We start from the raw sequence: 25,139 nt of genomic DNA, 5'->3' as shown, positions 1-25,139 counted from the left end.
GTCATGCCTGTGAAACGCAAGCCGGCGATGCTCGGGTACTTCAACTTCGACGAACGGAATCTGGCCCTCATCGGAGCGAAGTACGGACTCGACGCCCTCGATTCGTTCTTGCCGTTCCTCATCGACGGGGAGACCTGCACTCTGCTCGAGGTGCGGTCTGAGACGAGCCGGAAAGCCGTGATCGAGGGCGGAGGTGAGCGTTACTTCCTCAAGCAGATCCCGTGGTACGCCGATGACGACCGGATCCTTCGCACCAGCCATGCCATCCAGAACGGCCTGCTGAACGGCGCGATGCCCACCGCGCGAATCGTCCCCACACTCGACGGCGGCACCTGGGTCGCCATGGACGGGGTCAAATACGTGCTGTTCGAGTTCATCACGGGTCGGCGCTACAACGGCAGCGCGCGACACCGGGACGCCGTCGCTTCGACACTGCCGCATCTGCACGGCCTCGACGTCGAACTCCCCGAGGCGCTCCGCGAGGACTGGCTCACTCTTGTCGGCGACCACCTGGCCCTGGGCATGGACGTGCGTGGAGCAGATGACGACGCACGGGCGCTTCTCGAAGACCTTGCGGACTTCCACCGGGAATCTACGGCGATGGCACTCGAGATCGGCTGGAAGGAACTGCCGGACGTGCCTGTGCACGGCGACATCAACCCGTGGAACTTCGTGTTCCAGGAAAACGGGGAGATCGCGGCCGTGATCGACTTCGACAACTGCGATCTCGGCAAGCGGGTTCGCGACGTGGCGGAGGGCGTCTTCACCTTCTGCGGTCTCCAGTACGCGAACGACAGCACGACCTTCGGCGCGCCGTACCGTGCCGAGCTGGAGGTGCCCGAGGCGAGGCGCTTCATCGAATCCTATGAGCACGCAGCGAGTTCGCGCTTCGAAGGGAACGAGATTCGCGCCCTCGACCTCGGGCTCCGTCTGGTGTTCACCGAGCTGACCTCCTTGGGCATCATCCGCGGCGACATCTCGCCCGATCGCGACGGCGACTACGTGCGCAAGAAGACGGCGGAGTTCCCGCTGTTGAGCCGAATTCTGGGAGGTGTGCGTTGAAGTCGAAGGCCAGGGTGGCCGACCGAACCGTGCTGGTTGCGGGCGGCAAAGGCGGGGTGGGTAAGACGACGATCGCCGCCGGCATCGCTGATATGCACGCTGAACGCCATAGCGTCGGCGTCATGGACTCGGATATCTCCGGGCCGAGCATCGCAACACTCTACGGGCTCTCTGAACCTCCGAAAGTGCGGGACGGACGCATCGTTCCGAAAGCGAGCAACGGTGTCAACGTGGTTTCCACGGGCATGTTCGGCGCTGCGGACAAGGCATTCGCGTGGACCGGGCCGCTGCTCCGCGGCGCGCTCCGCCAGCTCATCCATGACGTGGACTGGGGCTCACCCGACTTCCTTGTGATCGACACTCCGCCGGGAACCAACGAGGTGCATCTAGAACTGTTGCGGCTCTTGGAGATCGACCAGGTGATCATGGTGACCGGGGTCGATCCGCTCGCTGCTGCCGACACACAGCGCTGCCTTCGTTTCTACAGCGAGGCCGAGCTGCAAGTCGATCTGGTCGTAGAGAACATGACGACACGGTCCTGCGCCGAGTGCGGGAGCGTGATGGAACTCGGCAACGGAACCGGCGTGTGGGACGGACCAACGATGCGCCTACGCCACCATCGGCGCGCTGGCTCGATGGACCTGGTGAAGGCCGTTTCGCAGGAGATGGCGGACCGGCCGGAATCTGAGCTCCTTCGATGACGTGCACGTCGACGACAGGGGGTCGTGGGCGAAATGGCTGACCGCCGATTCGCGTCCCCGCCGCATACCGGCACGCAGGATGGCAGCCTGCTCAATCAGGTCGCCGAGCGGCTCTGTCGCAACATCGAGGCGCTCAAGGTACTGAGAGCGCTCCGAGCGACTGGTCAGGCTGCGACTCTGCCGGAACGCGACGTGCTTGCGAAGTGGACGTCATGGGGCGGCATGACACCGGTATTCATGCCGAAGCTGCCAGCGGTCGAACGGGCGGCCGGCCAATTCGATGAGCAGCGAGCCGAGCTCCGGTCCCTGCTGACCGAGCAGGAGTGGCGGCGAGCCCGCAGCAGCGTCGCCGACGCGTATTTCACGGACGCCTCATACGCGCAAGCGATCTGGGCGGGCATCGGTTCAGGAACCGCAGATCGAGCCCTTGAGCCCGGCTGCGGCATCGGCACGTTCATCGGCTGTGCGCCTGGCGGCATCGACATGACGGGGGTCGAGATCGACCCGGTCACGGCGGAGATCTGCTCCTGCCTCCACCGGGACGCGCTTGTGCTCAACGAGGACTTCTGCAGGTCCGCACTCCCAGGGGAGCCATTCGATTTGGTGGTGGGCAATGTCCCATTCGGCAGGAAGCTGGTCGGGAGCGCCAATGGAGCGACCGGAAGGCATCCGCTGCACGACTTCTTCATCATCAAGGCCCTGACGCTCACTCGACCGGGAGGACTCGTCGCGGTCATCACCTCCCGCCGCACGCTCGACCAACCGGACCCGGCCTCGCGGGACGACATGGCGGGTCTAGGCGAGTTCCTGGGTGCTGTCCGATTGCCGACTGGAGCCCATTTCGACACCGCCGGGACCGATGTGGTGTCCGACATCGTCGTGCTCCGCAGACACCGCGAGGGCCGCCGCATCACTGACGATCCCGGCTGGCACGACGTTCGCCAGATTCAGACGGCGTCCGGAAATCCGCTGTTTATCAACCGATACTTCGACACGTTCCCGGAGCACATCATCGGCGAAGTCTACAGCGGAATAAAGGTCAACGGCAGTCCGTATCTGGGCGTGGCGAATCCGCATGGGACGACCCATCTCGCCACCCGGATCCAGGAGCTCATGTCGCAGTTTGTCCGCAACTCGCTGTTACCGCTTGTACGCGATACGCCATAAGGTGAAAGGAAACGACGGGCACTATGGGCAGATCGATACTAGTGCTGGGGACCGGCGCGAACGCGGGGAAGACCGTACTCAGCGTCGGGCTCAGTCGGACACTTATGCGACGAGGGCTGAAAGTCAAGCCCTTCAAGGCGGTCGCGATCGCCCGGCCTCGGCCGACGATGCCGTCGATCGGACGGTTCGAGATCGGGATCCCACACCATTTCCAGGCGACCGAGCAGGACTTCGCCTTCGAGATGAACCCAGTACTCATCATGCCGCAGGACGCGCGCACCGGGGAGCTGTATATCAAAGGCGAGCCCGCGGGGATGGTGCGTTACGGCAACAAGGATGTCGCACTGCTCGGCGATCTCGGAGCCGCGACACTGCGGCGGGTCATGGCCGCGATCGAGGACAGCTACGACGCCTTGGCGCGATCCAGCGATGTCGTGGTGATCGAGGGCGCCGCGAGCCCGGTGGAGTTCGATCCCGAGGCGGATGTCCCGAACATCGCCGTCGCCCGGTACTCGGAGGCCGCGGTGCTGCTCTGCGGCCAAGGCGTTAGCGGAGCATCGGCGGCCATGATCGGCACTATCGACTGCCTCCCAGAGGAGGTACGGTCGAGGCTGGCGGGCTTTGTGCTCACGAACTGCGCCGATTTCGACCTCGCGAGCCGTGCGAGCGCGTTCGTCGAGCGGCGCACAGGCGTGCTTTCGCTCGGCATGCTGGCGCACCTCGACCTCTGGGACGGCCCGGTGGCCACGCATCCGAGCGGCGAGGCTGCGTACACGCCGTGGGCCGCCGAGATCGAGCGGGGCATCGGCGAGTGGATCGGGCGGATCCTTGAGGAGGAAAGGGCGGCAGGGGGTGCGCTCGCCTCGGCGTCGGACAAATGTCAGCGCCCACCGGGCCTCAGGATCGACCTCAGAGCGCTCGAATCCTCTGGGAAGCAGAGCGAATAAGGGCGTTGCCCACACAGGCTCGGCGAGATGCGCAGACCGCGGTCGGCTGGTTGAGCTCGACACCCTCGGGTCCGGGCCGGGTCCCTTGAGCCGGCGATCGTTTCCAAGTACTCGCGGTGCATCGGCGGGATCGGCGAAGCCGTGGTCTCCCTTTAGGCCAAGGCTTAACGTCCGGTGAGATTCAGGCTGACTCGGCCGATGCCCACGGCTCCGAGGTTTCGTGGGACACCGCCTCCGAGCTCGACAAGTGGCGCTCATGGCTCCTGGAGCGGGTCTCGGCAATCGGCGAACGCCTCCCAGATGATCTTGAAAGACTATGTGTCCGCCTCTACAAGTACACCCGGCACCATTGCACTTCTCCAGATGGGCAACGCTTCCAGGCAGTTCATCCGCACTTCTTCGAGATTTGAAACGGTCCGGATCTTCGGGATACGAGCGGTGAGTTCGGCGCGGCCGTCCGGCCGCTGAACCACAGCGACTTCGACCGCCGCAGCCCCTGCCGCCGCTGCCACCATCGTCTGTGTAGAGGCCAGGTTCACCCAACAGTTGTCGATGTAGGCCCATCCGTCGTCAGTGGTCAGCTGAGCGCGCCCACTACGTGTCTCGGACACATTGAAGTCCCGCTGCGCGCCTTCGACGATGAGTTTCTCGATTGCCCGCAGCGTGGGCTCGAACTGCTCCGGCGCAAAGAATTTCGTGTCGGCCGTGATGGAGAGCTTGTTATTCCTCAACCCGAAATAGAGGGCCAGGCCCCGGTCGGCGCTGTTGTTCCAGGAGAACACGCTCGGCGGAGCATCTGCAGGGTTCTGCCCGAGTCGGGCCTGGCTCTGGAGTTCAGGCCCGGTGGCCCACCATCGCGGGTTGTACACGCAGTCTTCCAGGATGCTGATTCCCCGGCTGTTTCCCACCTCGGTCCTCGTCGCCCACTGTTTGTCGGGCGGGTACGCGGCGTACCGATAGGCGTTGAGCATTGCCAGGTGTGTGGTCTTCAGCAGTTCCCAGAACGTTCCGCCCCGCAGGTCGATCCTGATAGGTACGGTCTGCGAGTAGTTAGCGACCGAGGAGGCGTTTCGCCGGGTCCTGTTCGAGTAGATCAGGAACATGCAGTTGGAGTCGTGCCGCGTCAGGTTCGCGATGACGACCGAGAAGGCCGCGAAAGCCGCCGCAGAGGGATTCACTTGGTGGTCCGCGTACATCTTGGAGACCGCTGGGAGCAGCGAAGGGGCGTCCAGCGTCCCGGACCAGTATCTCGGGTGTTCCGTCCGTTCGCACCGCTGCCAGAACATCGTGGAAGGAAAGCGACTGTACTGCTCGGCGAAGTACTTCAGGGACCGCTCGCCATGGCTGATCGCTTCAGGTGTGCTTTCGAACCGGACCTGGTCGCTGGGCTGCCAGGTGTCGTGAGCCGGGTCCCCTGGGCCCGCACCGGACGGATCCATCGAACCAGCGAGTTCGCCCCGCACGATCTGCAGCCCCCCGCCGTCGGCGACCATGTGGGACAACCCCATCGCCAGTAGTCTCGGCCGATCCTCCTGCATGGCGATCACGGCCTTGAGAAGTGGTCCGCGAGCGAGGTCGTAGCGATGTTCCCTAAGCTCCCGGACAGCGCCGTCCGACCAGGACGCCAGATCGGTGCCCGTTGCTTCTCGGACGTAAACGCGGAACGTTCCCTCGCTCACGAGCCTCTGCGTCGGCCTGCCGGAGTCATCGGTACCGAATTGGGTTCTCAGCGACTCATGACGGTTCACCAGTGCCTCGAGTGCTCGGAATACTGATTCCAGATCTGCCGACTCCGGCACCGGCTGCAACCAAATCTGGTTCAGGTGCTGGTCGACGGGTTCGACACGCTTGATGCTTTCGCGCATAAACCACTGTCCCCAGGGAAGGACTGAGGGTGCAGACGCGGCGCCGGAAAAAGAGAGATCCACGCTGTAATCGCCCCGCGGAGCCTCGGGCTCTGGTATTGACTGCACGCCTGCCCCTGTCACCGACGACTTTTCGCCGTCAACCCATATCGAACCTGATCCGAACCAGCCTATAGGGATTACGACCGAGCGAGCGCCGCTCGGTTGAGGCGTAAAACCGTGGCACCGCGGCCCGCAGGACCCTGCTACCTCAAGGATGAACGAACGCCGATGTAGTCCTGATCACCGCAATAGAAACATTGACACCGTTGCATCTAGTAACTAAGCTCTGAAAATATCGGAAACTTTCCGATAATATTAGATTTCGTTTCCGGAACACTTGTGCTGAAACCCCCGGCCCTGTCTCCGAGCCTGCTCGCCCCTGGGCGAACTTCCCGGCATCTCGGCAGACGGCACCCCCGTGCAAAGGAGATTGAAAGTGATCACCGTGTCGATCGCCGAACCCCATGCTGTCCAGCGAATCGGCCTCAAGGCCCTGCTGGACAGCCACCCCGCACTGAGCGTGACCAGCGCGACGGAGGACCCGCGCCACATCAACCCCCGGGCCTCGGACGTGATGGTCTTCAGCTACTGCGCAGTCTGCGATCTGCCCCCCGTCGCGACCGTCGATGCGCTCGCATCCGAATGCCGGCTCGTGTTGTACTCAGGAAAGGAGTCACCGCTTTCGCTGCTGGCCTACCAGTATTCGAACGTTCATGCCCTGCTTCACCAGGCTGATCCAGCTGAGCAGCTGTTCGATGCGATCCGAACTGCGAAAGCAGGAGACCTCAACTCTCGACAAGTGCCTAAGACGCCGATCTCCGCCCTCTCGGGGCGAGAGAGCCTGGTCCTCACGCTAGTGGGGGACGGCTATACGAACGAGCAGATCGCTCGTAGAATCGGCATCAGTAAACATACTGTGGACACCTACCTTCGCCGGATCCGCAGCAAGCTGAATCTTGGTAACAAGGCACAGCTCGCTCAGGCGGCCGTCCACTATTCCGGAATCCGGAGTTCGGCACCAGCAGAGGACTCCATGCCTTCCACTTGATCGAACGGGCCATGCGAGTGGTGCTTCCCGCACCACGCACCGTTCGCGGCATCTACGCCCTAGCGGTACTGCTTTGCCTGGCTCTCATACAGTTCCGCATACGGGCCCTTCGCAGCCATGAGCTCGTCGTGGCTTCCCTGCTCGACGATCTGCCCGTCCTGGAGCACCACGATCAGGTCAGCCATCCTCACGGTAGAGAAGCGATGCGACACCAGCAGGGTGACAGTGCGCCCCGCTTCGGTACTGCGGGCGTACAGCTCATGGATGTCGTGCTCGGCCTGCGGGTCGAGAGCCGCGCTGGGTTCATCGAGGACTTGCAGGTTCGGCTCGTCGCGCATCCGCGCACGTGCAAGTGACAGTCGCTGCCATTGGCCGCCCGAGAGCTCCTGGCCCCCAATTGAACGGTCGAGTACCGTGTCGGCACCGTTTGGAAGCCGGTCGACGAACGCCGCCGCCCCCGCGTCCTCGATCGCCTTTCGGATCTTCGTTCCGTCATTGATCTGCGCCAGGTTGCCCAGGCCAACGGCCTCAGCGACGCTGGTGCGCAACCGCATGGAGTCTTGGAACGCTCCGGCGCCCCGGGAGCGCCATTCGCTCGCGTCGAGCTCGCGCAGCGGTACGCCGTCGAGCAGTACCTCTCCCTCTGTCGGGGTGTACATGCCGGTAAGCAACTTGACGAGCGTCGACTTGCCGGCGCCGTTCATACCGACCAGCGCCACTGTCTGACCTGCCTCGACGACGAGGTTGACATCCCGAAGGACCGGTGATTCGCTACCTGGATAAGTGAAGCCGACCCGATGCAGCTCGATGCGATGTGTCCACGGTGGCAAGGCGCTGGTGCCGTCCTTGCGGGAGGCGTCCCGTGCGTAGTCGCGCAGCCAGACGTAGTGTCCGGCGGCAGTGGCGGCCCTGGCGACCTGCTTCATGTACTCGACCGCGCGGCGAACCTCTCCTCGTAGCCGGGTCGCTAGCGTGGCTGCCAGCACCAGCCCACCGAGACTGGCGGCGCCGACCCCGACTAGATTCACCGCCGCAGCGATCGTGGCGGCGAACCCCGCGGCGTACAAGCTCCAACCGAGCAGTTCCAGTCCGGTAGCGGCGAGTGAAGTGCGCAGCTGCAGGCGGATGCTGCGGCGTCGTGCGGCATCCGCCCGCGCATCGATGGTCTCCGCTGCGCCCATGACTCGGATTTGATGCGCGGTGCCGGGCTCGATCGACAGCAGGTGCAGGCGCTCATCCAGGCGCTCGTCAGCAGCGGCAAGTCTGCGCGAACGCTCTCGTCGGCGCTGGGCGGCCATGCTCAACCAGATCGGCGGAAGCGCCAGCAGCACCAGCAAGCCGAGGGTCGAGTGGATACTGGAAAGCACGATCACGCTGAGGGCGACGCTCACGACCGCCGACACGGTGCGGCCCAATCCATACCCGGCACGCGAGAGATCACCTGTGCTCCTGGCCAGCAGCGTGAGGCGATCGTGGTAGTCGGGCCGCTCCAGGTGATCGAGCGTGCGCAGCCCGGTGGAGATAGCGAGGACTTCCTCGTTCAGCTTCAGATCGACCTTATCGCCGATCTCCTGGTAGAGGTTGATGATGATGCGGCCGCCCGCGGCGTTCGTCGCCCACGCGAATCCGCCGATCGCGGCCGCCATGAGAAACGTTGCCGCTGAGGTATCGAGGGCGCTGTCGATCAACTGCTGCTGGGCGAGGCCGAATGCCACCGCCGCGGCCGCTTCGACCACGATGAGGGCCGCGACCACCGTGGCGGCCTTGGGGTCAGCGCGCCAGGAGAGCACTGCGGTGTACCGCGCGAATCGCAATAGCTGTCTCATATCGAAGCTTTCCGTTGAAGCGGGGTGGGATCGTGCTCAGTGAACTGGGAGGATTGGAGGGCGAAGAGGCGGGCGTACTCCCCATCCAGCTCGAGCAACTCCTCGTGGCGACCCTGTTCGATGACACCTTCGGGGCCGAGCATCACGATGCGGTCGGCATGGCGGATGGTGCCGAGCCTGTGGGAGATGAGGACGATCGCCGCATCCGAGATCGCGGCGGTCACTCGGTCAAAGAAGGCCGCTTCGGACGGTGCGTCGAGGTGTGCTGTGGGCTCATCGAAGATCAGCAGGTCCCTGCCGTGCGCAGATGCGAAGAGGGCGCGGGCGATCGCCACCCCTTGCCATTGGCCACCAGACAGGTCCATGCCATCGTCGAACTCGGGGCCGAGGTTGGTGTCGACACCGTTGGGGAGGTTGTCGACCCAGCGGTCAATCCCTGCCTCGCGGGCCGCTCGGAGTATGCCTTCGCGGTCGTCCGAGTGCTCGCTCGCACCGATCGCGATGTTGTCCGCCACGCTGGCGGGAATGCGGACGAAGTCCTGAAAGACCACCGAGATGCGCTGTTGCCAAAGGTCCGGCGCGATGTTGGACAGATGCTCCCCGTCTACCCGGATTGCCCCGACATCTGGCCGGTATAGGCCGGTAAGCAGTTTGATAAGCGTAGTCTTACCGACCCCGTTGCGCCCGACCAGCCCTATCACCTCGCCTGCCTTGATGGTCAAGTTCAGATTCTGCAGTACGGGTACGGCACCGCCAGGGTAGGTGAAACCAACGCTCTCGCAGTTGATGCTTGTAGCGAACCGGGTGGGCCAAACTGGCGCAGCGCATTCCCGGTCGGCTTGGAGGCGGAGCCGCTGGAGTGCTCTGATCGCGCCCCTTCCGAATTCGATATCGGAGGCCTCGAGGCCCATCGAGGAGATACCGAAGATAACCCAGCTAGCCAGGATGCACGCCACCATCTCGGACAGACTGATTGTGCCGGCGCGGAGCGCGAACGCGGGGGCGGCGAGCGCGGCGAACGCGGTGGTAGCCGTCATCGCGCCAACAGGTCCCTGGCCGAACATGACTTTTCTACGAAGCGGCCACAGCGGTTCGAGGTACTCGAGGAAGGCCTCGGACCGCCTGGCCACCAGCCAGCGCCCGAGCCCGAACATGCGGATGTCTTTGCCCGCCTCAGGGTCGCGACCGAGCTCGGTCCAGTAGACCGAGCGGCGCCGGTAACGTTCGCGAGCATCCCAGGCTGCGTCCAGTCCCATCCACTGCCGCCGGACTAGTGCCCGGTTGCACATTGAGACCGCGAGCAGTGCTATCCCAACCGCAGGGGAAAGCATGGAACTCAATAGCACTGTGGCGATCACCGCAGACAGCAAGCGGAACAGCAGGATGAGCTGCCCGGTCGCTGCCGAACCGGGGGAGCGCAACCGGCCTTCCCCGACATCGGAAGCCCGCAGGAGATCATCCGCCACTTCAGGACGGTCCAGCTGGGATGCGGTCAGGCCGCTCAGCGACAGTGTTCGAACTTCGCTGCGAAACGCCCGGTCTATCTGTCCGTTCGCCGACGTTTTGACCGCGTCGGCCAGGGAACGCAGCGCTTCCTCCGCGATGAACAGTATCGAGACGACCGCGATCGGGGCAATCAGCCTGCTCCAGGCAAATCCAGCTGAACCCTCCCCAGGAACAGCCGCTTCGAGTCTCGCTACAAGCCAACCAAACGCTATAGCCGAGACGTTCGGGACGATCGCGACAAGGAGCAGGCAAAGCGCGAGCGCTCCTGCGCTCCAAGGTGCCCGCGTCAACTGAGTGAGCAGACCCATTCGTTCTGCGAGGAAACCGCGAAGCGCCGCGATCACATTGGCTGGGCGGCTTCGCTGGAGATGCGGGGAAGCGTTGGCTGCTGTTCGATGAGGCATTGTTGTCCGATCGACGAATGGGTATATGGGCGTGCAGTGGCACGAGGCCGGCAGCACATGGTGTCCCAGGGGACCGGCGCGGGCTTGAAAAGACCGGCTGCCGCGTGGCCACCCCTGGTGAGCGCGCGGAATGCGCAGTAGGTGTCGGCATCGGCGTTGCCGTTTTCGCTGCCGGTCAGGAGGACCTTTGGCGCCCGCGCGGAAGTACTCTCCGACGCGCGTTGCACCCTCTTCATGGGCCTCACGGGATAGAGCGCACTCTCCTGCCTGCCGCCAAGCCAATAGACATCGTCTTGCAAGCTCTTGCTGGCGGAGGCACGGTTGGCTGGTTCACGGACCCATATGTTGGTGGACCGCGTTTTCAACTCCATCTTGAGCGCGCCTCCGTGTCTCGCCCCGAGCCGTTCGCGAGCGAAATGCCGCATTTCGTTCTCTCGCGCACTGGCCAAACGGAGTGGGCGAGCATCCAGACTCGCGAACTCTGTCGCCACCGAAGTATGGGGAGGAATGGAGGGCGGCTGGACCGCGATCCGGGGGATGAGCCGCTCCGGCCAAACCCCGATGTAGGCAGCTTCGAGCCATGGATCGATGAACGGGGTATCAAGCGGGCTGACCGACTGCAGAGCGACTGAACAAACCTGCATCTGCTGTCGACCTGTCCTTCAATCGGTCCTGAGCGTCGCAACGCTGTTTGCGATTCCGGCTCAACCTATGCGAAGCTGGACACCTGCGCATGTCACGCGATTCCAGGACGCTCACCGCAGATGTTCCGGTACGAATCTGCTCAGGGACAATGAAATCTCGTTCGACTGCGACCAGCGGGTCGCCGTCCTGCTCTGCAACGAGCTGCAGCGCAGGGTCTCCGGGTTGATCCCGAGCTGGTCGGCGTCCCAGCGACTCCCGGCAGATCCGGACCGCTCATTCCTTCACAGGCTGCAATCGTGTCCACTGACTCGGGTGCGTTCTCGCTGGTCATCGCACAGCGCATTGAGATCGACTGGCAGTACGTCGAACACCTCGAAGCGTGGAACACCGAACGGATCGCGCTGATCCGCTCCGTCCGTCGCGAGGCCGGACAACTCCCCAGATACAAGGTCGTCACCTCGCAGTCCGATCCGGCGCTGCGGGAAGACAACCGGGTTGTCGTGATCGTCGCGGTCACCGATGGGCCTGATACCGCGCCACCCGGAGGTCTCTAATTTCATGTCCAGCATCACAGGCTTGGGTCAGATAGGGGCCTTCGGCGCTGGGGAGGGCAAAATATTGGCACAGATTTGGCACAAATACCCGTACAGGGCCGGTTTCGGCCGGGTTTGTTGGACACAGTGGGACGTCCAAAAAGAACAGTCCCTGACCTGCTTATCTGCAGGTCAGGGACTATATCTACTGGTTATGAACTTGCAGGAGTGACAGGACTCGAACCTGCAACCCTCGGTTTTGGAGACCACGCGCGACAAGCTCCCTGACCTGCAGGAATAAACATCCCCCGAATCATGGAACCTCCACCCAGCCTGCGTGCCGTGGGCCCGAGCTGCCCTCGCTTCTTCACCTGGCTCAACACCTTCATGTGGATCGGCTATGGTCTCGGCACCGCCGTGGCGGCTCGACTCACCGGTCCCCGAGAGGGCGCCACCAATGCATTCATCACCCTGCGACGGCGGCACTGGCCAAGACGCTCCTGGCAGTCCTCGTGAGCCGCGCCCGTACCGGCTCGATCGCCGAGGCCCTTCGAAGAGACACCCGCAACCACATCATCTACCTGTACACCTCGACCAAACTGCTGCTACCTGAAGACCCCGTCACCGAATCGTTTCCTCGGGAGGACTTCGACAACGACATTCCGTGTCAGCGCGATTTCGTCTCAGACGTCTCGAACGCGACATCGCCCTCGAGGTAGCGCTTCGGGGTGGTGCCGACGGTTCGGCGGAACGCCGCGAGGAACGCGCTCGGGGTCGCGTATCCCACCGCGCGGGCGACACGGACCACCGGCTGGCCTTCGGCGAAGAGCGCCAGCGCGGCGCGCAACCGCACATGGGTGCGCCAGCGGTCGAAGCTCATGCCGGTGTCCTGGACGAACAGCCGGGACATGGTGCGTCGGCTCGCGCCGGCCGCGCGCGCGTGGGCGTCGAGGCTTCGCCGGTCCGCGGGGTCGGCCAGGAGTGCTTCGGCCACTACACGGACGCGCTCGTTGACAGGGAGCGGTACATCGATGGGCATGGTCGGCAACGGGCGCAGCAAGTCCAGCACGACCGCCTCGGCCCGCAGCCTCGCCGCCTCCTCGATGTCGCCGCGCTTGAGGTAGGCGATCAGGTGGGCAAGCAGCCCGTCGACACCTACCGGTGTGGGCTCGGTCCAGTCGAGGGGGCACCGGTCCGGTTCGATGTAGAGGCTGCACAGCAGCGCCTCACGGGTCGCGCCGGTCCGGTGGACCACCCCGGCGGGCAGCCACAGCGCCCGGGTGGGCGGAAGCACCCAGTAGGTGTTGTCCACTGCGATGCTAAGGACGCCGCTGCGGGTCCAGGCCAGCTGATGCTGCGAGTGGTGGTGGGGGAGGATCCATTCGCCCGACGCCAGAGGAAAGTCGCCGACGACGATCGCGCCGACGCCGGGCGGGACGATGCCTTCGAAGGACGCGGCCATGCGCTTCATCCTATGGCCTCAACGCGACATCATACGGCCTCGTAGCGCATTGCGGTCAACACTGCCTGCGCATACCGTCGTCGCATGCCGATCATTCGCCCGCGTTTTCGCCCTATGCACGCCGCAACACCGCAGGTCACTGGCGGGGAGTGCCAACTATGACCATAACGTCGACGCTCACTGCGACCACTGCTCGCCGCGGCCTGGCACTGGCAGTGCTGTGCTTCGTGCAGTTCATGCTCGTCCTCGACGACAACGTGGTGAGCATCGCGCTGCCCGCCATCCAAGGCGATCTCGGCTTCAGCACCGCGGGCCTGGCATGGGTCGTCAACGCCTACTTCCTCGCCTTCGGCGGCCTCCTGCTGCTGTCCGGGCGCATGGCCGACCTGTTCGGGCGCCGACGCGCCTTCCTCACCGGCGTCGCCCTGTTCGGTGCGGCCAGCCTGGTCTGCGGCATCGCCCAGGAGCCCTGGCAGCTCGTGACGGGCCGATTCGTCCAAGGCGCGGGCGCGGCCATGGCGAGCCCGGCCGCGCTCTCGCTGATCACGCTGTTGTTCCCCGGCAAGGAGGAGCGCGTCAAGGCGATCGGCATCTGGGGCGGTATGGCGGCGCTCGGCGGCACGATGGGGCTGGTGGTCTCCGGGGTGCTGACCGGTCTGGCCTCATGGCGCTGGGTCTTCCTGATCAACCTGCCCGTGGCGGCGACGGCCCTGGTGCTGCTCCCGCGCCTGGTCGCCGAGAGCCGCGCTGCGGCCCGGACACGCCTCGACGTGCCCGGCGCGGTGCTGGGGACCGGTGCCGCCGTGAGCCTGGTCTGGGGCCTGCTGCGAGTCGGGGAGACCGGTTGGGCGGACAGCGCCGCGATCGGCTCCCTGCTCCTGGCCGCCGTCTTGACCGCGGCGTTCCTCGCGGTGGAGTCGCGCACGGCGGCACCCCTGGTGCCCTTGTCGTTCCTGGCCTTGCCGAGTCGCGCCGTCTCCAACGCCGCGACTCTGCTGTTCTCTGCCGCGTTCTACGCGATGGCGTTCCTGCTCATGATCCACCTGCAGACCGTCCTCGGCTACGGGCCGCTTGAAGCCGGAATCGCCTATCTGCCCTACTGCGCCGGCATCCTCGCAGGCATGTGGTTGTCCACCCGCGTGGCGGTCAGGCTCGGGCCGAGGTGGACGCTGACGACATCATTCCTGCTCAGCGCCATCGGACTGCTGATGCTCGCCGGTGTGTCGCCCGAGGACGGCTACGCCTCCGGGATCCTGCCCGGCATGCTCGCCACGAGCCTGGGATGCGGCCTGACCCTCCCCGCCCTGTCAGTGGCCGCGCTGGCGGGCACCACCGAAGAAGATGCGGGACTCGGCTCGGCGATCTTCAGTTCCGTCCAGCAGATCGGCGGCGCAGTGGGCGTGGCAGCACTGGTCTCCCTGGCCGCGAGTCGCAGCGACGCCTTGACCGGCTCGGTCGAGCCCCTGCTGGCCAGAACGGCGGGGTTCTCACTCGCGCTCACCGTGGCCGCCGCACTCCTGGTGATCGGAGCAGTCGGCATCGCCGTGCTCCTCCAGTCCCGCTTCACTGCAGCTCTCAACGAAGCCCACACAGCGCCAGCAGGCCCGGATAAGAACCATGCCGCGCATCCTTAGCGGTCATCGCCAGTGGCTCAAACCGATGGCGGCGCGCGCCGACGCGTGCCTGAGTTAGGCGATGGTGGCGGAGCTGGTCAAGTGTGTGCGGACGAACCTGGAGCGCGACGTCTGCGCGGCGGCCGCGCGTGCTGTCGCGGGACACCGGCTACGACGCGAACATGAGCCGCGCCGTCCTCGAGGTGCGCATCGCCGCCTGCAGGGCATGTGGGATGAGTGCGAGCGCCACGCGTCCATGCACAAGCACTACGCAGAGGCGTGACGGTGCGTTCGAAGACCGCTCAGCCGCGGGGCTCAGGGGAAGAGGATGGCAGGCGCACCTCCCTGCCCTGTTTTCTCCGGCACGATGTACCGGAGAAATTCGCCTCGGCTTCAGCCGACGTCGATGCCCTGCTCTTCGAGCCAGGCGAGGGAGTCGACCTTCTCGCCGTCGAGCAGCACCTCGAAGTGCAGGTGCGGGCCGGTCACGTTGCCGGTGCTCCCGGTGAGAATGATTTCGTCGCCCTTGGAGACCTCGTCACCGACGTTCACGAGGACTTCGGAGGCGTGGGCGTAGCGCGTCTCGATGCCGTTGCCGTGGTCTACGAAGACCACGTTGCCGTAGCCGCCTGCCTCGTTGCCGACGTAGGTCACGGTGCCGTCGCCGACTACCGAGATCGGGTCGCCCTCGTTGCTGCCGAAGTCGGTGCCGCCGTGCAGCCTGCCGTCGCGCATCCCGTAGAACGAGGTGATCCGCGCGTCCGTTGGGGAGGTCCACGGGTTCGCCGCCTCGGCGGCCGCTGCGGCTGCTTCCGCGGCGGCGCGCTCGGCCTCTTCAGCGGCCACACGGGCCGCTTCCTCGGCGGCGGCCTGCTCGGCCTCCTCGCGAGCGGCCTGCTCGGCCACCCACTCGGCCTCCATGCCGGCGAGGACGGTGTCGACCCGCCATTCGGATTGGACGATCGTGTCGTTCTGCTGCTCTTCGGCCTCCGCGGCCTGCGCCGCGGCGTTCTGGCCGGAGATCGCGGCGAGTCCGGATCCGATGAGGATCGCGGCGGCGAGGCCGCCGATCACGAAACGCCAGCTGTCACGTTCGCGGCGGATTCGGCGACGCCGGAGCACTGCCCGGAGTCGGCGGCTGGTCAATTGCTTGCCAGCGGATTCGCTGGTGTCGTCATGTTTGCCCATAGCGCGGGGAAACGTACCCGACCCGAATTGGACAATCGGCCCGAGACCTGCGAATACAACGCCGGAACTGGTCCTCTTGCGGCAGAGGTCGGCACCCCGGGGCGGCCGCGCCTCCTCCGAAAGGACGAGGAGCATCACTTGTAGTGATTGCTCGTTCACAAATAGCAGGGTCGCTGATATCGGTATGACCGTGACGTACGACGCCGCCTGAGCTTGGAAAGTCCCGGCAAAGTTGCTGGTTGCTGGTTGCTGGTTGCTGGTGGTGCGTGGTCGGCCGCGCCTGAGGTGGTCGGGAGCTGGGGCGGATCAGTGAGTTGGGCGCAGTCCTGCCAAGGTCATGTCCACGAGTCGGCCGACGGCCGCTTCGGAGTCGAGGTCACCCGCGGCTGCGATGGCGTGAAGGCAGTACGCGGCGAGTTCCCTTGGTGGGCTGTCGTTCCGGACGTTTCCTGATGCGGCGGCTTCGGCGAGGATGTCTGCGAAGAGTTCGGTGAGCTGCTCTTCGACTGGGGCGACATGTTCGGGCCGGTGGACTAGTGCGGAGAAGTCGGTGCCGTGTCGGGCGCGCCAGAAGCAGATGCGCGCGTAGGCCCCGAGGACGGCTTCAAGCCCGGCTTCGGGGTCCGGAGCCTGACCGCGAAGGGCCGCAAGCTGGTCGAGATGGGCGGCGACGTGTTCCTGATGCCGCGCGACCAGGATCGATTCGATGTCGGGGAAGTATTTGTACAGCGTGGCCCGTCCGATGCCGGCCCGTTGGGCGATGGCGGACATCGTCACGGCGGTCAGTCCGTGCTCCTCGACCAGTGACACGGCGGCATCGAGGATCGCCGCGCGCACCGTGCGACGGTGGTCGTCGATCGTCTCGGTCCAGAGCTTCGGCACCATCCAACGATACACCGCGACGCGTATAGGACACTCTGATTTGACAGAGACACTCTGTCTCGATAAATTGGAAGTTGTCACACGAACCCCACTCAGGAGGCAAGCATGCCGTCGTCCGAACGTGAGCCCGCCGAGATCACCGGGCCGCCCCGCTGGGTCAAGATCGCCGCGATCATCGCAGCCGCAGTCGTCCTGATCGTGCTGGCAACGCTGCTGTTCGGCGGTGGCGAGCACGGTCCGATGCGGCACGGCCTCGGGGCCGCCGCCGAGTACGCCGGTAGTCGCGGATGATCATGTCCCCGTCCCTGCGCAGGACCGTCCTGGTCTTCCATGTGGCCAGTTCGGTCGGCTGGATGGGGGCGGTCGGCGTATTCGTGGCCCTTGACCTTGTCGCGAGGCTGGAGGGGAACCCGGAGATCAACCGCATCATCTGGCTGGCGCTCGACGCCACCGGGTGGACCCTGCTGGTGCCGTTGGCAATCGCAACGCTGGCGACCGGGGTGGTCTCGGCGCTGGGCACCCAGTGGGGCCTGCTCCGCCACTACTGGGTGCTCTTCAAACTGCTCATCACCGCGTTCGCCACACTGATCCTCATCATGCAGACACCGACCTTCGCGGGCCGCGCCGAGCAGGCGGCCGATCCGTCCGTCGACCCCGGCGCGCTGGGCAGCGAACTGCTCCACACCGGCGGCGGACTGATCGTGCTGTCGCTCGCCTTGATCCTGTCGATCTTCAAGCCCCGGGGCATGACCCGCTACGGCCAGCGGAAGCGCTGGCGCGACTCCAAGGAGCGGGTCGCGGCGTTATTGAACATTGTTTTCAACGTCGGTAGGGTATGCGGATGGAGATCGATCACGTCGTCCTCGCCACCCGCTCCAAGGAAGAGGCCGAGCAGGCGCTCGACCGGGCAGGCTTGGGCATCGCCCGCGGCCGGGTGATGCCGGGCCTTGGTCTTTCCAATCTCGTTGTGCCGCTGCGCCACGGCCAGCTACTGGAAGTCCACTACCCGAACGGCGAGACCCCCGCGCCCAGTGCCCCGCCACTCCTGCGGTTCGACACGGAAGCACTCGACGCCCATCCCGAGGACACGCTGATCCCGGTGGCCTGGCTCGTGGCGATCGACGAGGAGCAAGCGCTCCGCAGGCTCGCTGCCCGCAATGAGATGTCGCTGATCGAGGCACCAGCGGAGGGGCCGGGCTTTCCTCCATACCTGCTGGCCGGCTTCGGCCAGAACTTTGCGCGGCGCTTCCTGCCCTGCCTGATTCACTGGTCGGAGGGGTTCCCGCCGCTTGAGGCCGAGCACCGCCATGCGCCTGTGGGCATTAACCGGATCGACGTGTCCGGGCCCGCCGACGTCATCGAGGACTGGTGCGGTGAGAAACCTGACGTGCTGCGCAGCGTGCCGGGGACCGCGGGCCTGCTGCGCGTCGAAGTCGGGTTCGCCGATGGGGAATCCGTCACCCTCGGCGTCGCCGAGACGGCGTGATCATAGGGCCCGCGGCCTGAAACTGAAGGGGCCCAGACCTTCAGCGGTCTGGGCTCCCTCAGTTGCTAGGACTCCGGCGTGAGCTTGACTCGGCGCAGCAGCTGGGCGTTGAGGGCGACCACGATCGTGGAGGCCGACATCAGCACGGCGCCGACCGCGGGGCTCAGCGTGATCCCGATGCCGGCCAGGACGCCGGCCGCGAGCGGGATCGCGACGATGTTGTAGCCCGCGGCCCAGCCGAGGTTCTCAATCATCTTGCGGTAACTCGCCTTCGAGAGCCGCCGGACGCCGCCGACGCCGCGCGGGTCCGAGGACGCCAGGACCACCCCGGCGGACTCGATCGCCACGTCGGTGCCCGCACCGATCGCGATGCCGACGTCGGCCCGCGCCAGTGCAGGTGCGTCGTTGACACCGTCCCCGACCATCGCCACCCGCAGCCCTCGTGCTTGCAGGTCGGCGACGGCCTGGTCCTTGTCGGCGGGCAGTACTTCGGCGAACACCTCGTCGTCCTCGGTGAAGCCGAGGTCGGCGGCGACGGCCTCGGCCACGGCCTTGGCGTCGCCGGTGATCATCGCGATCTTCTTGACGCCGAGCGAGCGCAGGTCGGCGATGGCCTGCTTCGCCTCGGGCCGGACCTCGTCCTCGAGAGCGAGCGCGCCGAGCACCGTCGCCCCGCCTTCGAGACCGATGAGGTAGAGGACCGTGGCGCCCCGGCCCGACCAGGTGTCGATGTCGCCAGCGAGTTCGCTCGGCGGCTCGATGTCCAGCTCGCGCAGCAGTGCCGGACCGCCGACCGCGTACCGGCGTCCGTCCACGGTGGCCTCGACGCCTTTGCCGGTGCGGGAACGGAAGTCGGAGGCGCGGGCGCCTTCGCCGTGCTCGTGGCCGTGGTAGGCGACGATCGCGCGGGCCAGCGGGTGCTCGGAGTCGGATTCGACGGCCGCGGCCAGGTGCAGCACCTCGTCCCGGTCGGTCCCCTCAGCCCCGGCAATCCCGGCGACGGTGTGCTCGCCCTTGGTCAGTGTCCCGGTCTTGTCGAACAGGACGGCGTCCACAGTGCGCATCCGTTCGATCGCGAGCCGGTCCTTCACCAGGATCCCGGCCTTGGCCGAGACGGCCGTGGTGATCGAGATCACCAGCGGGATGGCCAGGCCGAGCGCGTGGGGGCAGGCGATGACCAGCACGGTCACCGTCCGGACGACACCCGAGGTGACGTCACCGAGCAGCGACCAGACTACGAAGGTGATGACACCGGCGGCCATGGCGATGTAGAACAGCAAGGCCGCGAACCGGTCCGCGAGCACCTGGCCGCGTCCGCGCGACTCCTGCGCCTGCGAGACCAGGCGCTGGATGCCCGCGAGGGCGGTGTCGTCGCCGACCGCGTCGATGCGCACGCGGATCGCCGAGTCGGTGGCGACGGTGCCGGCCACGACTCGGTCGCCCGGACTCCTTGGGACGGGCCGGGATTCGCCGGTGATCATGGACTCGTCCATCTCGGCTTCGCCCTCGGTGATCTCACCGTCGGCGGGGACGCGGGCGCCGGAGCGGACCAGGACCACGTCGCCGACCCCGAGTTCGGACGCGGGGACGGTCTCGGTCGACCCGTCGCCGGTGACGCGCTCGGCCTCGTCGGGCAGCAGCGCCGCCAGCGCGGCGAGCGCACCTTGCGCTTGGCCGATGGCCTTCATCTCCTGCCAGTGGCCCAGCAGCATGATCGACACCAGCGCGCCGAGCTCCCACCAGAACTCGAGGTCGAACAGGCCGAGACTGGTTGCGAGCGAAGCGATGTACGCGACGGTGATGGCGGTGGCGATCAGCAGCATCATGCCGGGCGCCCGGTCGCGGATCTCGCGGACGCCGCCCGCGAGGAAGGGCCAGCCGCCGTAGAAGAACACGAACGTGCCGAGCACGGGCCCGACGAATTCCATCCCGGGGAAGTCCAGTGTGTACCCGAACCAGTCCATGATCATGTGGCTGGTGACGATCAGCGGGATCGTCAGGATGAAGGTGAGCCAGAACTTGTGGCGGAACATCTCCGGATCGTGCCCGGCGTGCTTGTCGTGCCCCTCGTGTCCGCTGTGTGCCTCATGACCCTTGTGCGTGCCGCGGGCCTCGGGCTTTTCAGCGGTGGCGGTCGAACCGTGCCCGGCGTGCTGGCCGTGTTCGCCATGCCCTGCGTGTTCGCCATGCTCGGCATGGGCGCTGTCGTGCGCATGGCTGTGGTCGTGGTGGTGTTCGTGGTGCCCCGTGTCGTCGCCGTGGGCGTGGTGACTGCTCACTGGAGGCTCCTTCCGTATCGGTGACCGTCCTCGTGACCATATACCCCCTGGGGGTATGTTGGCAAGCCGGTTCAACCACTTCACTCGCGGCGGTATTCCCCTGATGTCCCGGCCGAAACCGCCGTCACCTCCGGTATGCGCTCGCGAAGAATACTAACCTAGATAGTAGTTTCGTTCTCGAGTCTTGACAGCAACCCAGGAGGAGCGGATGCCCGCACCACGGTCCGATGCCAGTGACAGTCGTGAAACCGACGGCCGGTTCCGCACGATGGCCCGGTTGCTGCTGGCGCTCTCGGGAGCTTCGCTGCTGGCCGCCGCACTGGTACTGGCCTGGATCGTCTCCCACGACGGCGCCGAGTCCGAATCGCCTGCTGAGCTGTCGCATGTTCACGGACTGGGGGTCAATCCCGCCGACGGACTGCTGTACATCGCCACTCACGACGGCCTGTTCGTCATCGATGAGGGCGGCACGCTCGCGCTGGTCGGCGAGGGGCGCCAGGACACGATGGGGTTTACCGTGGCTGGCCGAGACCAATTCCTGGCCTCAGGGCATCCGGCTCCGGGCGAGGACGGGCCCGCGTCGCTGGGACTCATCGAGTCAACGGACGCGGGCGTCACGTGGGAGCCGGTGTCGCTGCAGGGCCAGGCCGACTTCCATGTGCTCCGGTACGCCCACGGCATTGCATACGGCGTCGACGCGCTCTCCGGTCAGCTGCTGGTCAGCGCAGACCTGGTCGACTGGGAGGCGCGCGGCGCTCAACCGCTGTTCGACCTCGCCGTCAACCCCCTTAACCCGGATTTCATCATGGGCACCGGGCCGGAGGGGCTGGTGCGGTCACTGGACGGTGGTCGGACCTGGGAGCCGGTCCAAGCGGAGCCGATGGTCTTCCTCCATTGGTCGAACAACGGCCTGCTGCGGGGCGTCGGCCCGAACGGCGAGATCTACGTGAACTTCGACGAGGGCAAGACTTGGGAACCGGCGGTGGAGTCGGTGGAGGCGTCCCCGGCAGCGTTCACCGCAGCCGGGGACGCGTTGTTCATCGCCACCGAGGACGGCCGGATCCTGTCGAGTGCCGACTGGGGCTGGAGCTGGGAGGAGATCTTCCGCCCAGCGTGATCCCCGACGACGGCCGTTGCTCCAGGTCAGGCCCGTGCCTGCGCCAGCTCCTTCACCGGGACGGCCGAGGCCTTGGTCGATCCTGTCGCCCGCAGTGCCACTGCGCAGCACAGGCCCAGCCCGGCCAGTCCGATCCAGGTCAGCGCGGGCGCACCGGCCGTCGCGTCCAAGGCCGCTCCGACGGCGAGGTTGCCCACGGTGATCCCGATGCCCGCCATGGTGTTGTAAAGGCCGTAATACGTGCCGACATGCCGTTCCCCGGCGAGGTCCACGATGGCGTCCATCTCGAACGGGTAGACGACCATGGTCCCCAGCGCGAGCAGCAGCGCGCTGATCACCGCCGCTGTGACCACCGCGGCCGGCACCGGAGCGAGCCACAGCACCACCGCTGGGGGGAGGAAGCCCGCCGCGAGCAGGCACATGCCGGTGACCAACGACTGCCGCCGATCCAGGTGCTCCTTGCACCACTTCGTGATGCGCACCTGTCCCACCAAAGTGGCTATCCCCGAGACAGCGAACAGCGCCGTGGTGGCCACCGCGGCGACCGATGCGGCATTCTCCTGGAGCAGCAGCGGCAGTGCCAGGTAGACCTGGAAGTTCAGCACGTACGAGCCGATCATGGCGAGCCCGAACAGCAGAAACGGCCGATTGGCGAAGACGGTCCTCCAAGTGCGCCATACCGGTTCGGCGGTCTCGGCCTCACCCGCCAGATGCTCGGGCCGGTGCGGCGGCAGCGCCCGCAGTTGCAGCAGCGTGAGCACCGCGAAGATCGCGGCCGCGACGGCGCACGCCAACCGGAAGTCCGCCACCGCCACCAGGATCAGCCCGATGATCGGCCCTGCCAGGGTGCCCGTCTGGTAGAACACGTTGAACACCGCGAACGACTCCACCCGCCGGTCCCCCGACCGGTGCGCCAGATACGCGCGGACGGCGGGGTTGAACAGCGCCCCGGCCAAGCCGGTCGCCGCCATGCCCACGATGAGGCCGGGCAGCGACCCGGTGAACGCGAGCAGCCCGAAGCCCACGGTGCGCAGCGCGCAACCGGCAATGATCATGGGCCGGTAACCGAGCCGGTCGGCCATGGTGCCGCCGAGGAAGAACATGCCCTGCTGGCTGAGGTTCCGCACCCCCAGCAGCAACCCGGCGACGCCTGCCGCCAGACCGAGGTCACCGATCAGGTAAGCGGCCAGGTAGGGCATGAGCATGTAGAAGCCGACGTTGATGCCGAACTGGTTGACGCACAGCAGCCGCACCACTGGATCAGTGGCGCGCACTTGGCTCAACAGGCCGGTCACGCGCTCACCCCCGCCGCGAGCGGATCGACCACCGTGGTCGACCGCGTCCACGTGAGGGCCTCGGTCCGCAGGGGATCGTCGATGGTCTCGGGCGAGTCGGCGAGCGGGGCATCGAGGAGGCCGTGCAGGCGGCAGTACTCGTCGTTGAACACGGTGTCGGCGTACCGGTGCGGCCCGTCGGGGAAGACCGCCACGATCCTGGCTTCGGGATCTGAAGTGCGGGCGATCCAGTCGGCCACGAGGGCGACCGCGCCGACGCTCCAGCCGCCGGTGGCATAGGACGTCCGCGAGAGCTTCCGGCAGGTCGCGACCGCTTCGGCCGGCGGGACCCAGTGGACCTCGCTGAAGGAGTCGTAGGCGACGTTCCGCGGGTAGATGCTGCTGCCCAGCCCGCGCATCAGGCGCGTGCGGGCGGGCTGGCCGAAGATGGTCGACCCGACCGTGTCGACACCGACCAGCCGCACCTCCGGATAGAGCTTGCGCAGCATCCCGAAGATCCCGGCCGAGTGCCCGCCGGTCCCCACCGCGCACACCAGCACGTCGATCCGTCCGAGCTGGCAGGCCAGCTCCAGCGCCAGCGGCTCGTACGCGGTGACGTTGTCGGGGTTGTGGTACTGGTCGGGGCACCAGGCTCCGGGCTGTTCGGCCAGGAGTTCCTTGACGCGGAGCCGCCGTGCCTCCTGCCAGCCGCCCACCGGATCGGGCCGGTCGACGAGGTCGACCCTCGCGCCGTACGCGGTCAGGAGCTGGACCATCGAGGGCTCCATGCCCGGATCGGTGACCACGGTCAGCGGGTGGCCCAGAGCCATGGCGCTGAGCGCGAGGCCGAGACCGAGCGTCCCGCTGGTCGACTCGACGATGGGCGCGCCCGGAGCGAGTTCGCCGCGGCTGCGGGCGCAGGTGACCATGTGGAAGGCGGCGCGGTCCTTGATGCCGCCGGGATTGCGGCTCTCGAGCTTGGCCCAGAACCCGCGCGGACCCGGCGTGAAGCCGGCGCCGATGCGGAGCACCGGAGTGTTCCCGATCAGGTCGAGCGGGCTGTCGTACCGCTTCTGGGAGGTCAGCGGCTGAACGAGCCGCAAGTCCTCGTGTTCGATCGTGCGCATGGCGAAGTCAGCGGACATGGCGATGTCTCCCTTGACGTTTGCGTGAATGTGGCCGTTGAGCGTGCCGCGCAGTTCGCGGCTCGGGCAGGTGAATCCGGAGGCGCACAAGAAGTCGGCGAGTACGTCCAGGGCAGGACGCGATCACTGTTCGAGCGGACCGAGACAGGTCCGGATCGGCAGCAGACGGGTGGCGGCGCGGGGTCCTCCTGCGCCCATGTGGACAAAGCGCATCCCCCGGAGGACACCGCCGCCGTGACGGTGGAGTCCGGGGCGCGTACCCCCTGGTAGACGCGCCCCGGACCGGTCGGTTACAGCCTGGCCTGGATCTCCTGCAAGGTGGCGATCTCGGCGGTCTGGGTCTCGATGATCGCGGTGGCGATCGCGGCGGCCTCGGCGTTCTGACCCTCGGCGTGGTGCTCCTCGGCCATGGTGATCGCGCCCTCGTGGTGGGCGATCATGAGCTCGACGAACAGCCGGTCGAAGTCGGCGCCCTGGGCGGCCTGGAGTTCGGCCATCTGCTCTTCAGTGGCCATGCCGCCCATGGACATGCCCTCGTGGCCCTCCATCTCCGTCGGCTCGCCCCATCCTTCAAGGAGGGCGGTCATCTGGTCGATCTCAGGCTGCTGCGCGGCGGCGATCTCGTCGGCCAGCGCGATGACCTCGGCATCGGCGGCCTGGCCCTGGGCGAGCTCCGCCATTTCGACGGCCTGCTCGTGGTGCGGGATCATCATCTGCGCGAAGGTAACGTCGGCGTCGTTGAATTCGGCGTCGGTCGCAGACTCGGACTCCATCGAGTCCATGTCGTGGCCGCCCTCGTCGCCGTTGTCAGAGCAGGCGGCGGCGAAGGCCAGGGCCGCGAACGCGGCGATACCGGCGGACAGCGCGCGGCGCGCGGTGAAGGTCTTGCTCATGGTTGTGAAACTCTCCTGTCGAAGGTGTTGTCGCATTGAAGGGTCGAAGCGGTC

General features: G+C 66.3%; 21 protein-coding genes and 1 pseudogene. 12 read left to right on the top strand and 10 right to left on the bottom strand.

Features of this window, described 5'->3' with window-relative positions:
- Window positions 1-3 precede the first annotated feature (3 nt).
- From ACZ60M_RS15945 to ACZ60M_RS15930, 4 genes are read left to right on the top strand one after another with little or no spacing between them, the layout of a single operon-like run.
- Window positions 4-1,062 carry a phosphotransferase enzyme family protein gene (locus ACZ60M_RS15945; RefSeq protein WP_465418695.1) on the top strand — a complete coding sequence of 353 codons (1,059 nt, stop codon included), beginning with the start codon at window positions 4-6 and terminating at the stop codon, window positions 1,060-1,062.
- Window positions 1,059-1,763, top strand: a complete 705-nt coding sequence (locus tag ACZ60M_RS15940; RefSeq protein ID WP_465418693.1) for a P-loop NTPase — start codon at window positions 1,059-1,061, stop codon at window positions 1,761-1,763. Before ACZ60M_RS15945 ends, ACZ60M_RS15940 begins: the two co-directional genes overlap by 4 nt.
- Window positions 1,764-1,796: 33 nt before the next feature.
- Window positions 1,797-2,930, top strand: coding sequence for a class I SAM-dependent methyltransferase (locus ACZ60M_RS15935; protein WP_465418691.1), 1,134 nt, complete (start codon window positions 1,797-1,799; stop codon window positions 2,928-2,930).
- A gap of 23 nt (window positions 2,931-2,953) precedes the next feature.
- The gene (locus tag ACZ60M_RS15930; RefSeq protein WP_465418690.1) at window positions 2,954-3,877 is read left to right on the top strand and encodes a P-loop NTPase family protein; all 924 of its coding nucleotides are present in this window, start codon (window positions 2,954-2,956) and stop codon (window positions 3,875-3,877) included.
- Between the two features lie 314 nt (window positions 3,878-4,191).
- Here ACZ60M_RS15930 and ACZ60M_RS15925 read toward each other — a convergent pair whose 3' ends face one another.
- Window positions 4,192-5,805, bottom strand: coding sequence for a condensation domain-containing protein (locus tag ACZ60M_RS15925; RefSeq protein ID WP_465418688.1), 1,614 nt, complete (start codon window positions 5,803-5,805; stop codon window positions 4,192-4,194).
- Between the two features lie 415 nt (window positions 5,806-6,220).
- Between ACZ60M_RS15925 and ACZ60M_RS15920 the strand changes: the two genes are divergently transcribed.
- Complete coding sequence (locus ACZ60M_RS15920) at window positions 6,221-6,832, top strand: response regulator transcription factor (protein ID WP_465418686.1); 612 nt, start codon at window positions 6,221-6,223, stop codon at window positions 6,830-6,832.
- A 59-nt stretch (window positions 6,833-6,891) separates the two neighbouring features.
- On the opposite strand, the gene ACZ60M_RS15915 is transcribed toward ACZ60M_RS15920, so the two are convergent.
- Both ACZ60M_RS15915 and ACZ60M_RS15910 read right to left on the bottom strand, forming a co-directional pair.
- Window positions 6,892-8,622: an ABC transporter ATP-binding protein gene (locus ACZ60M_RS15915; protein ID WP_465418684.1), complete on the bottom strand. Its 1,731-nt coding sequence runs from the start codon at window positions 8,620-8,622 to the stop codon at window positions 6,892-6,894.
- Window positions 8,623-8,654: 32 nt separating this feature from the next.
- Window positions 8,655-10,472 (bottom strand): ABC transporter ATP-binding protein, encoded by a 1,818-nt coding sequence (locus tag ACZ60M_RS15910; protein ID WP_465418682.1) that lies wholly within the window; start codon window positions 10,470-10,472, stop codon window positions 8,655-8,657.
- 1,037 nt (window positions 10,473-11,509) lie between these two features.
- Between ACZ60M_RS15910 and ACZ60M_RS15905 the strand changes: the two genes are divergently transcribed.
- Complete coding sequence (locus ACZ60M_RS15905; protein ID WP_465418681.1) at window positions 11,510-11,767, top strand: hypothetical protein; 258 nt, start codon at window positions 11,510-11,512, stop codon at window positions 11,765-11,767.
- 646 nt (window positions 11,768-12,413) lie between these two features.
- Here ACZ60M_RS15905 and ACZ60M_RS15900 read toward each other — a convergent pair.
- A complete protein-coding gene (locus ACZ60M_RS15900; RefSeq protein ID WP_465418680.1) occupies window positions 12,414-13,217 on the bottom strand; it encodes an AraC family transcriptional regulator in 804 nt (267 codons plus the stop codon).
- A 149-nt stretch (window positions 13,218-13,366) separates the two neighbouring features.
- Between ACZ60M_RS15900 and ACZ60M_RS15895 the strand changes: the two genes are divergently transcribed.
- On the top strand, window positions 13,367-14,842 hold the full coding sequence (locus ACZ60M_RS15895) for an MFS transporter (RefSeq protein WP_465418678.1): 1,476 nt from the start codon (window positions 13,367-13,369) through the stop codon (window positions 14,840-14,842).
- 31 nt (window positions 14,843-14,873) lie between these two features.
- Window positions 14,874-15,089 (top strand): annotated as a pseudogene (locus tag ACZ60M_RS15890) (four-helix bundle copper-binding protein); the annotation flags it as partial.
- A 125-nt stretch (window positions 15,090-15,214) separates the two neighbouring features.
- Here the strand turns inward: ACZ60M_RS15890 and ACZ60M_RS15885 are convergent.
- On the bottom strand, window positions 15,215-16,009 hold the full coding sequence (locus tag ACZ60M_RS15885) for a M23 family metallopeptidase (RefSeq protein ID WP_465418676.1): 795 nt from the start codon (window positions 16,007-16,009) through the stop codon (window positions 15,215-15,217).
- 306 nt (window positions 16,010-16,315) lie between these two features.
- Entirely contained in the window at window positions 16,316-16,894 is a 579-nt protein-coding gene (locus tag ACZ60M_RS15880; protein WP_465418674.1) for a TetR/AcrR family transcriptional regulator, read from the bottom strand.
- A 102-nt stretch (window positions 16,895-16,996) separates the two neighbouring features.
- Between ACZ60M_RS15880 and ACZ60M_RS15875 the strand changes: the two genes are divergently transcribed.
- From ACZ60M_RS15875 to ACZ60M_RS15865, 3 genes are read left to right on the top strand one after another with little or no spacing between them, the layout of a single operon-like run.
- On the top strand, window positions 16,997-17,182 hold the full coding sequence (locus ACZ60M_RS15875) for a hypothetical protein (RefSeq protein WP_465418672.1): 186 nt from the start codon (window positions 16,997-16,999) through the stop codon (window positions 17,180-17,182).
- Between the two features lie 41 nt (window positions 17,183-17,223).
- The gene (locus ACZ60M_RS15870) at window positions 17,224-17,829 is read left to right on the top strand and encodes a DUF2269 domain-containing protein (RefSeq protein ID WP_465418670.1); all 606 of its coding nucleotides are present in this window, start codon (window positions 17,224-17,226) and stop codon (window positions 17,827-17,829) included.
- The gene (locus ACZ60M_RS15865) at window positions 17,733-18,377 is read left to right on the top strand and encodes a VOC family protein (protein WP_465418669.1); all 645 of its coding nucleotides are present in this window, start codon (window positions 17,733-17,735) and stop codon (window positions 18,375-18,377) included. Before ACZ60M_RS15870 ends, ACZ60M_RS15865 begins: the two co-directional genes overlap by 97 nt.
- A gap of 65 nt (window positions 18,378-18,442) precedes the next feature.
- Here the strand turns inward: ACZ60M_RS15865 and ACZ60M_RS15860 are convergent, their stop codons facing one another.
- On the bottom strand, window positions 18,443-20,656 hold the full coding sequence (locus ACZ60M_RS15860) for a heavy metal translocating P-type ATPase (protein WP_465418667.1): 2,214 nt from the start codon (window positions 20,654-20,656) through the stop codon (window positions 18,443-18,445).
- A 208-nt stretch (window positions 20,657-20,864) separates the two neighbouring features.
- On the opposite strand from ACZ60M_RS15860, the gene ACZ60M_RS15855 reads away from it, so the two are divergent.
- Entirely contained in the window at window positions 20,865-21,773 is a 909-nt protein-coding gene (locus ACZ60M_RS15855; RefSeq protein ID WP_465418665.1) for a F510_1955 family glycosylhydrolase, read from the top strand.
- Between the two features lie 26 nt (window positions 21,774-21,799).
- Here the strand turns inward: ACZ60M_RS15855 and ACZ60M_RS15850 are convergent, their stop codons facing one another.
- The 3 genes from ACZ60M_RS15850 to ACZ60M_RS15840 form a co-directional block, all read right to left on the bottom strand.
- Window positions 21,800-23,047 (bottom strand): MFS transporter, encoded by a 1,248-nt coding sequence (locus ACZ60M_RS15850; RefSeq protein WP_465418769.1) that lies wholly within the window; start codon window positions 23,045-23,047, stop codon window positions 21,800-21,802.
- A 17-nt stretch (window positions 23,048-23,064) separates the two neighbouring features.
- A complete protein-coding gene (locus ACZ60M_RS15845) occupies window positions 23,065-24,192 on the bottom strand; it encodes a PLP-dependent cysteine synthase family protein (RefSeq protein ID WP_465418664.1) in 1,128 nt (375 codons plus the stop codon).
- Window positions 24,193-24,482: 290 nt separating this feature from the next.
- Entirely contained in the window at window positions 24,483-25,085 is a 603-nt protein-coding gene (locus ACZ60M_RS15840; protein WP_465418662.1) for a DUF305 domain-containing protein, read from the bottom strand.
- Window positions 25,086-25,139: the final 54 nt, after the last annotated feature.

The organism is Glycomyces sp. NPDC050141 (assembly GCF_055586545.1).
This window is presented reverse-complemented; position numbering and strand designations above follow the sequence as displayed.

Excerpts from the sequence above, each read along its gene's own strand:
- ACZ60M_RS15895 (WP_465418678.1), top strand. The coding sequence starts at position 13,367 with ATGACCATAACGTCGACGCTCACTGCGACCACTGCTCGCCGCGGCCTG.
- ACZ60M_RS15945 (WP_465418695.1), top strand. The coding sequence starts at position 4 with ATGCCTGTGAAACGCAAGCCGGCGATGCTCGGGTACTTCAACTTCGAC.
- ACZ60M_RS15865 (WP_465418669.1), top strand. The coding sequence starts at position 17,733 with ATGGAGATCGATCACGTCGTCCTCGCCACCCGCTCCAAGGAAGAGGCC.
- ACZ60M_RS15855 (WP_465418665.1), top strand. The coding sequence starts at position 20,865 with ATGCCCGCACCACGGTCCGATGCCAGTGACAGTCGTGAAACCGACGGC.
- ACZ60M_RS15845 (WP_465418664.1), bottom strand. The coding sequence starts at position 24,192 with ATGTCCGCTGACTTCGCCATGCGCACGATCGAACACGAGGACTTGCGG.
- ACZ60M_RS15935 (WP_465418691.1), top strand. The coding sequence starts at position 1,797 with ATGGCTGACCGCCGATTCGCGTCCCCGCCGCATACCGGCACGCAGGAT.
- ACZ60M_RS15840 (WP_465418662.1), bottom strand. The coding sequence starts at position 25,085 with ATGAGCAAGACCTTCACCGCGCGCCGCGCGCTGTCCGCCGGTATCGCC.
- ACZ60M_RS15880 (WP_465418674.1), bottom strand. The coding sequence starts at position 16,894 with ATGGTGCCGAAGCTCTGGACCGAGACGATCGACGACCACCGTCGCACG.
- ACZ60M_RS15885 (WP_465418676.1), bottom strand. The coding sequence starts at position 16,009 with ATGGGCAAACATGACGACACCAGCGAATCCGCTGGCAAGCAATTGACC.
- ACZ60M_RS15930 (WP_465418690.1), top strand. The coding sequence starts at position 2,954 with ATGGGCAGATCGATACTAGTGCTGGGGACCGGCGCGAACGCGGGGAAG.
- ACZ60M_RS15875 (WP_465418672.1), top strand. The coding sequence starts at position 16,997 with ATGCCGTCGTCCGAACGTGAGCCCGCCGAGATCACCGGGCCGCCCCGC.
- ACZ60M_RS15900 (WP_465418680.1), bottom strand. The coding sequence starts at position 13,217 with ATGAAGCGCATGGCCGCGTCCTTCGAAGGCATCGTCCCGCCCGGCGTC.
- ACZ60M_RS15910 (WP_465418682.1), bottom strand. The coding sequence starts at position 10,472 with ATGGGTCTGCTCACTCAGTTGACGCGGGCACCTTGGAGCGCAGGAGCG.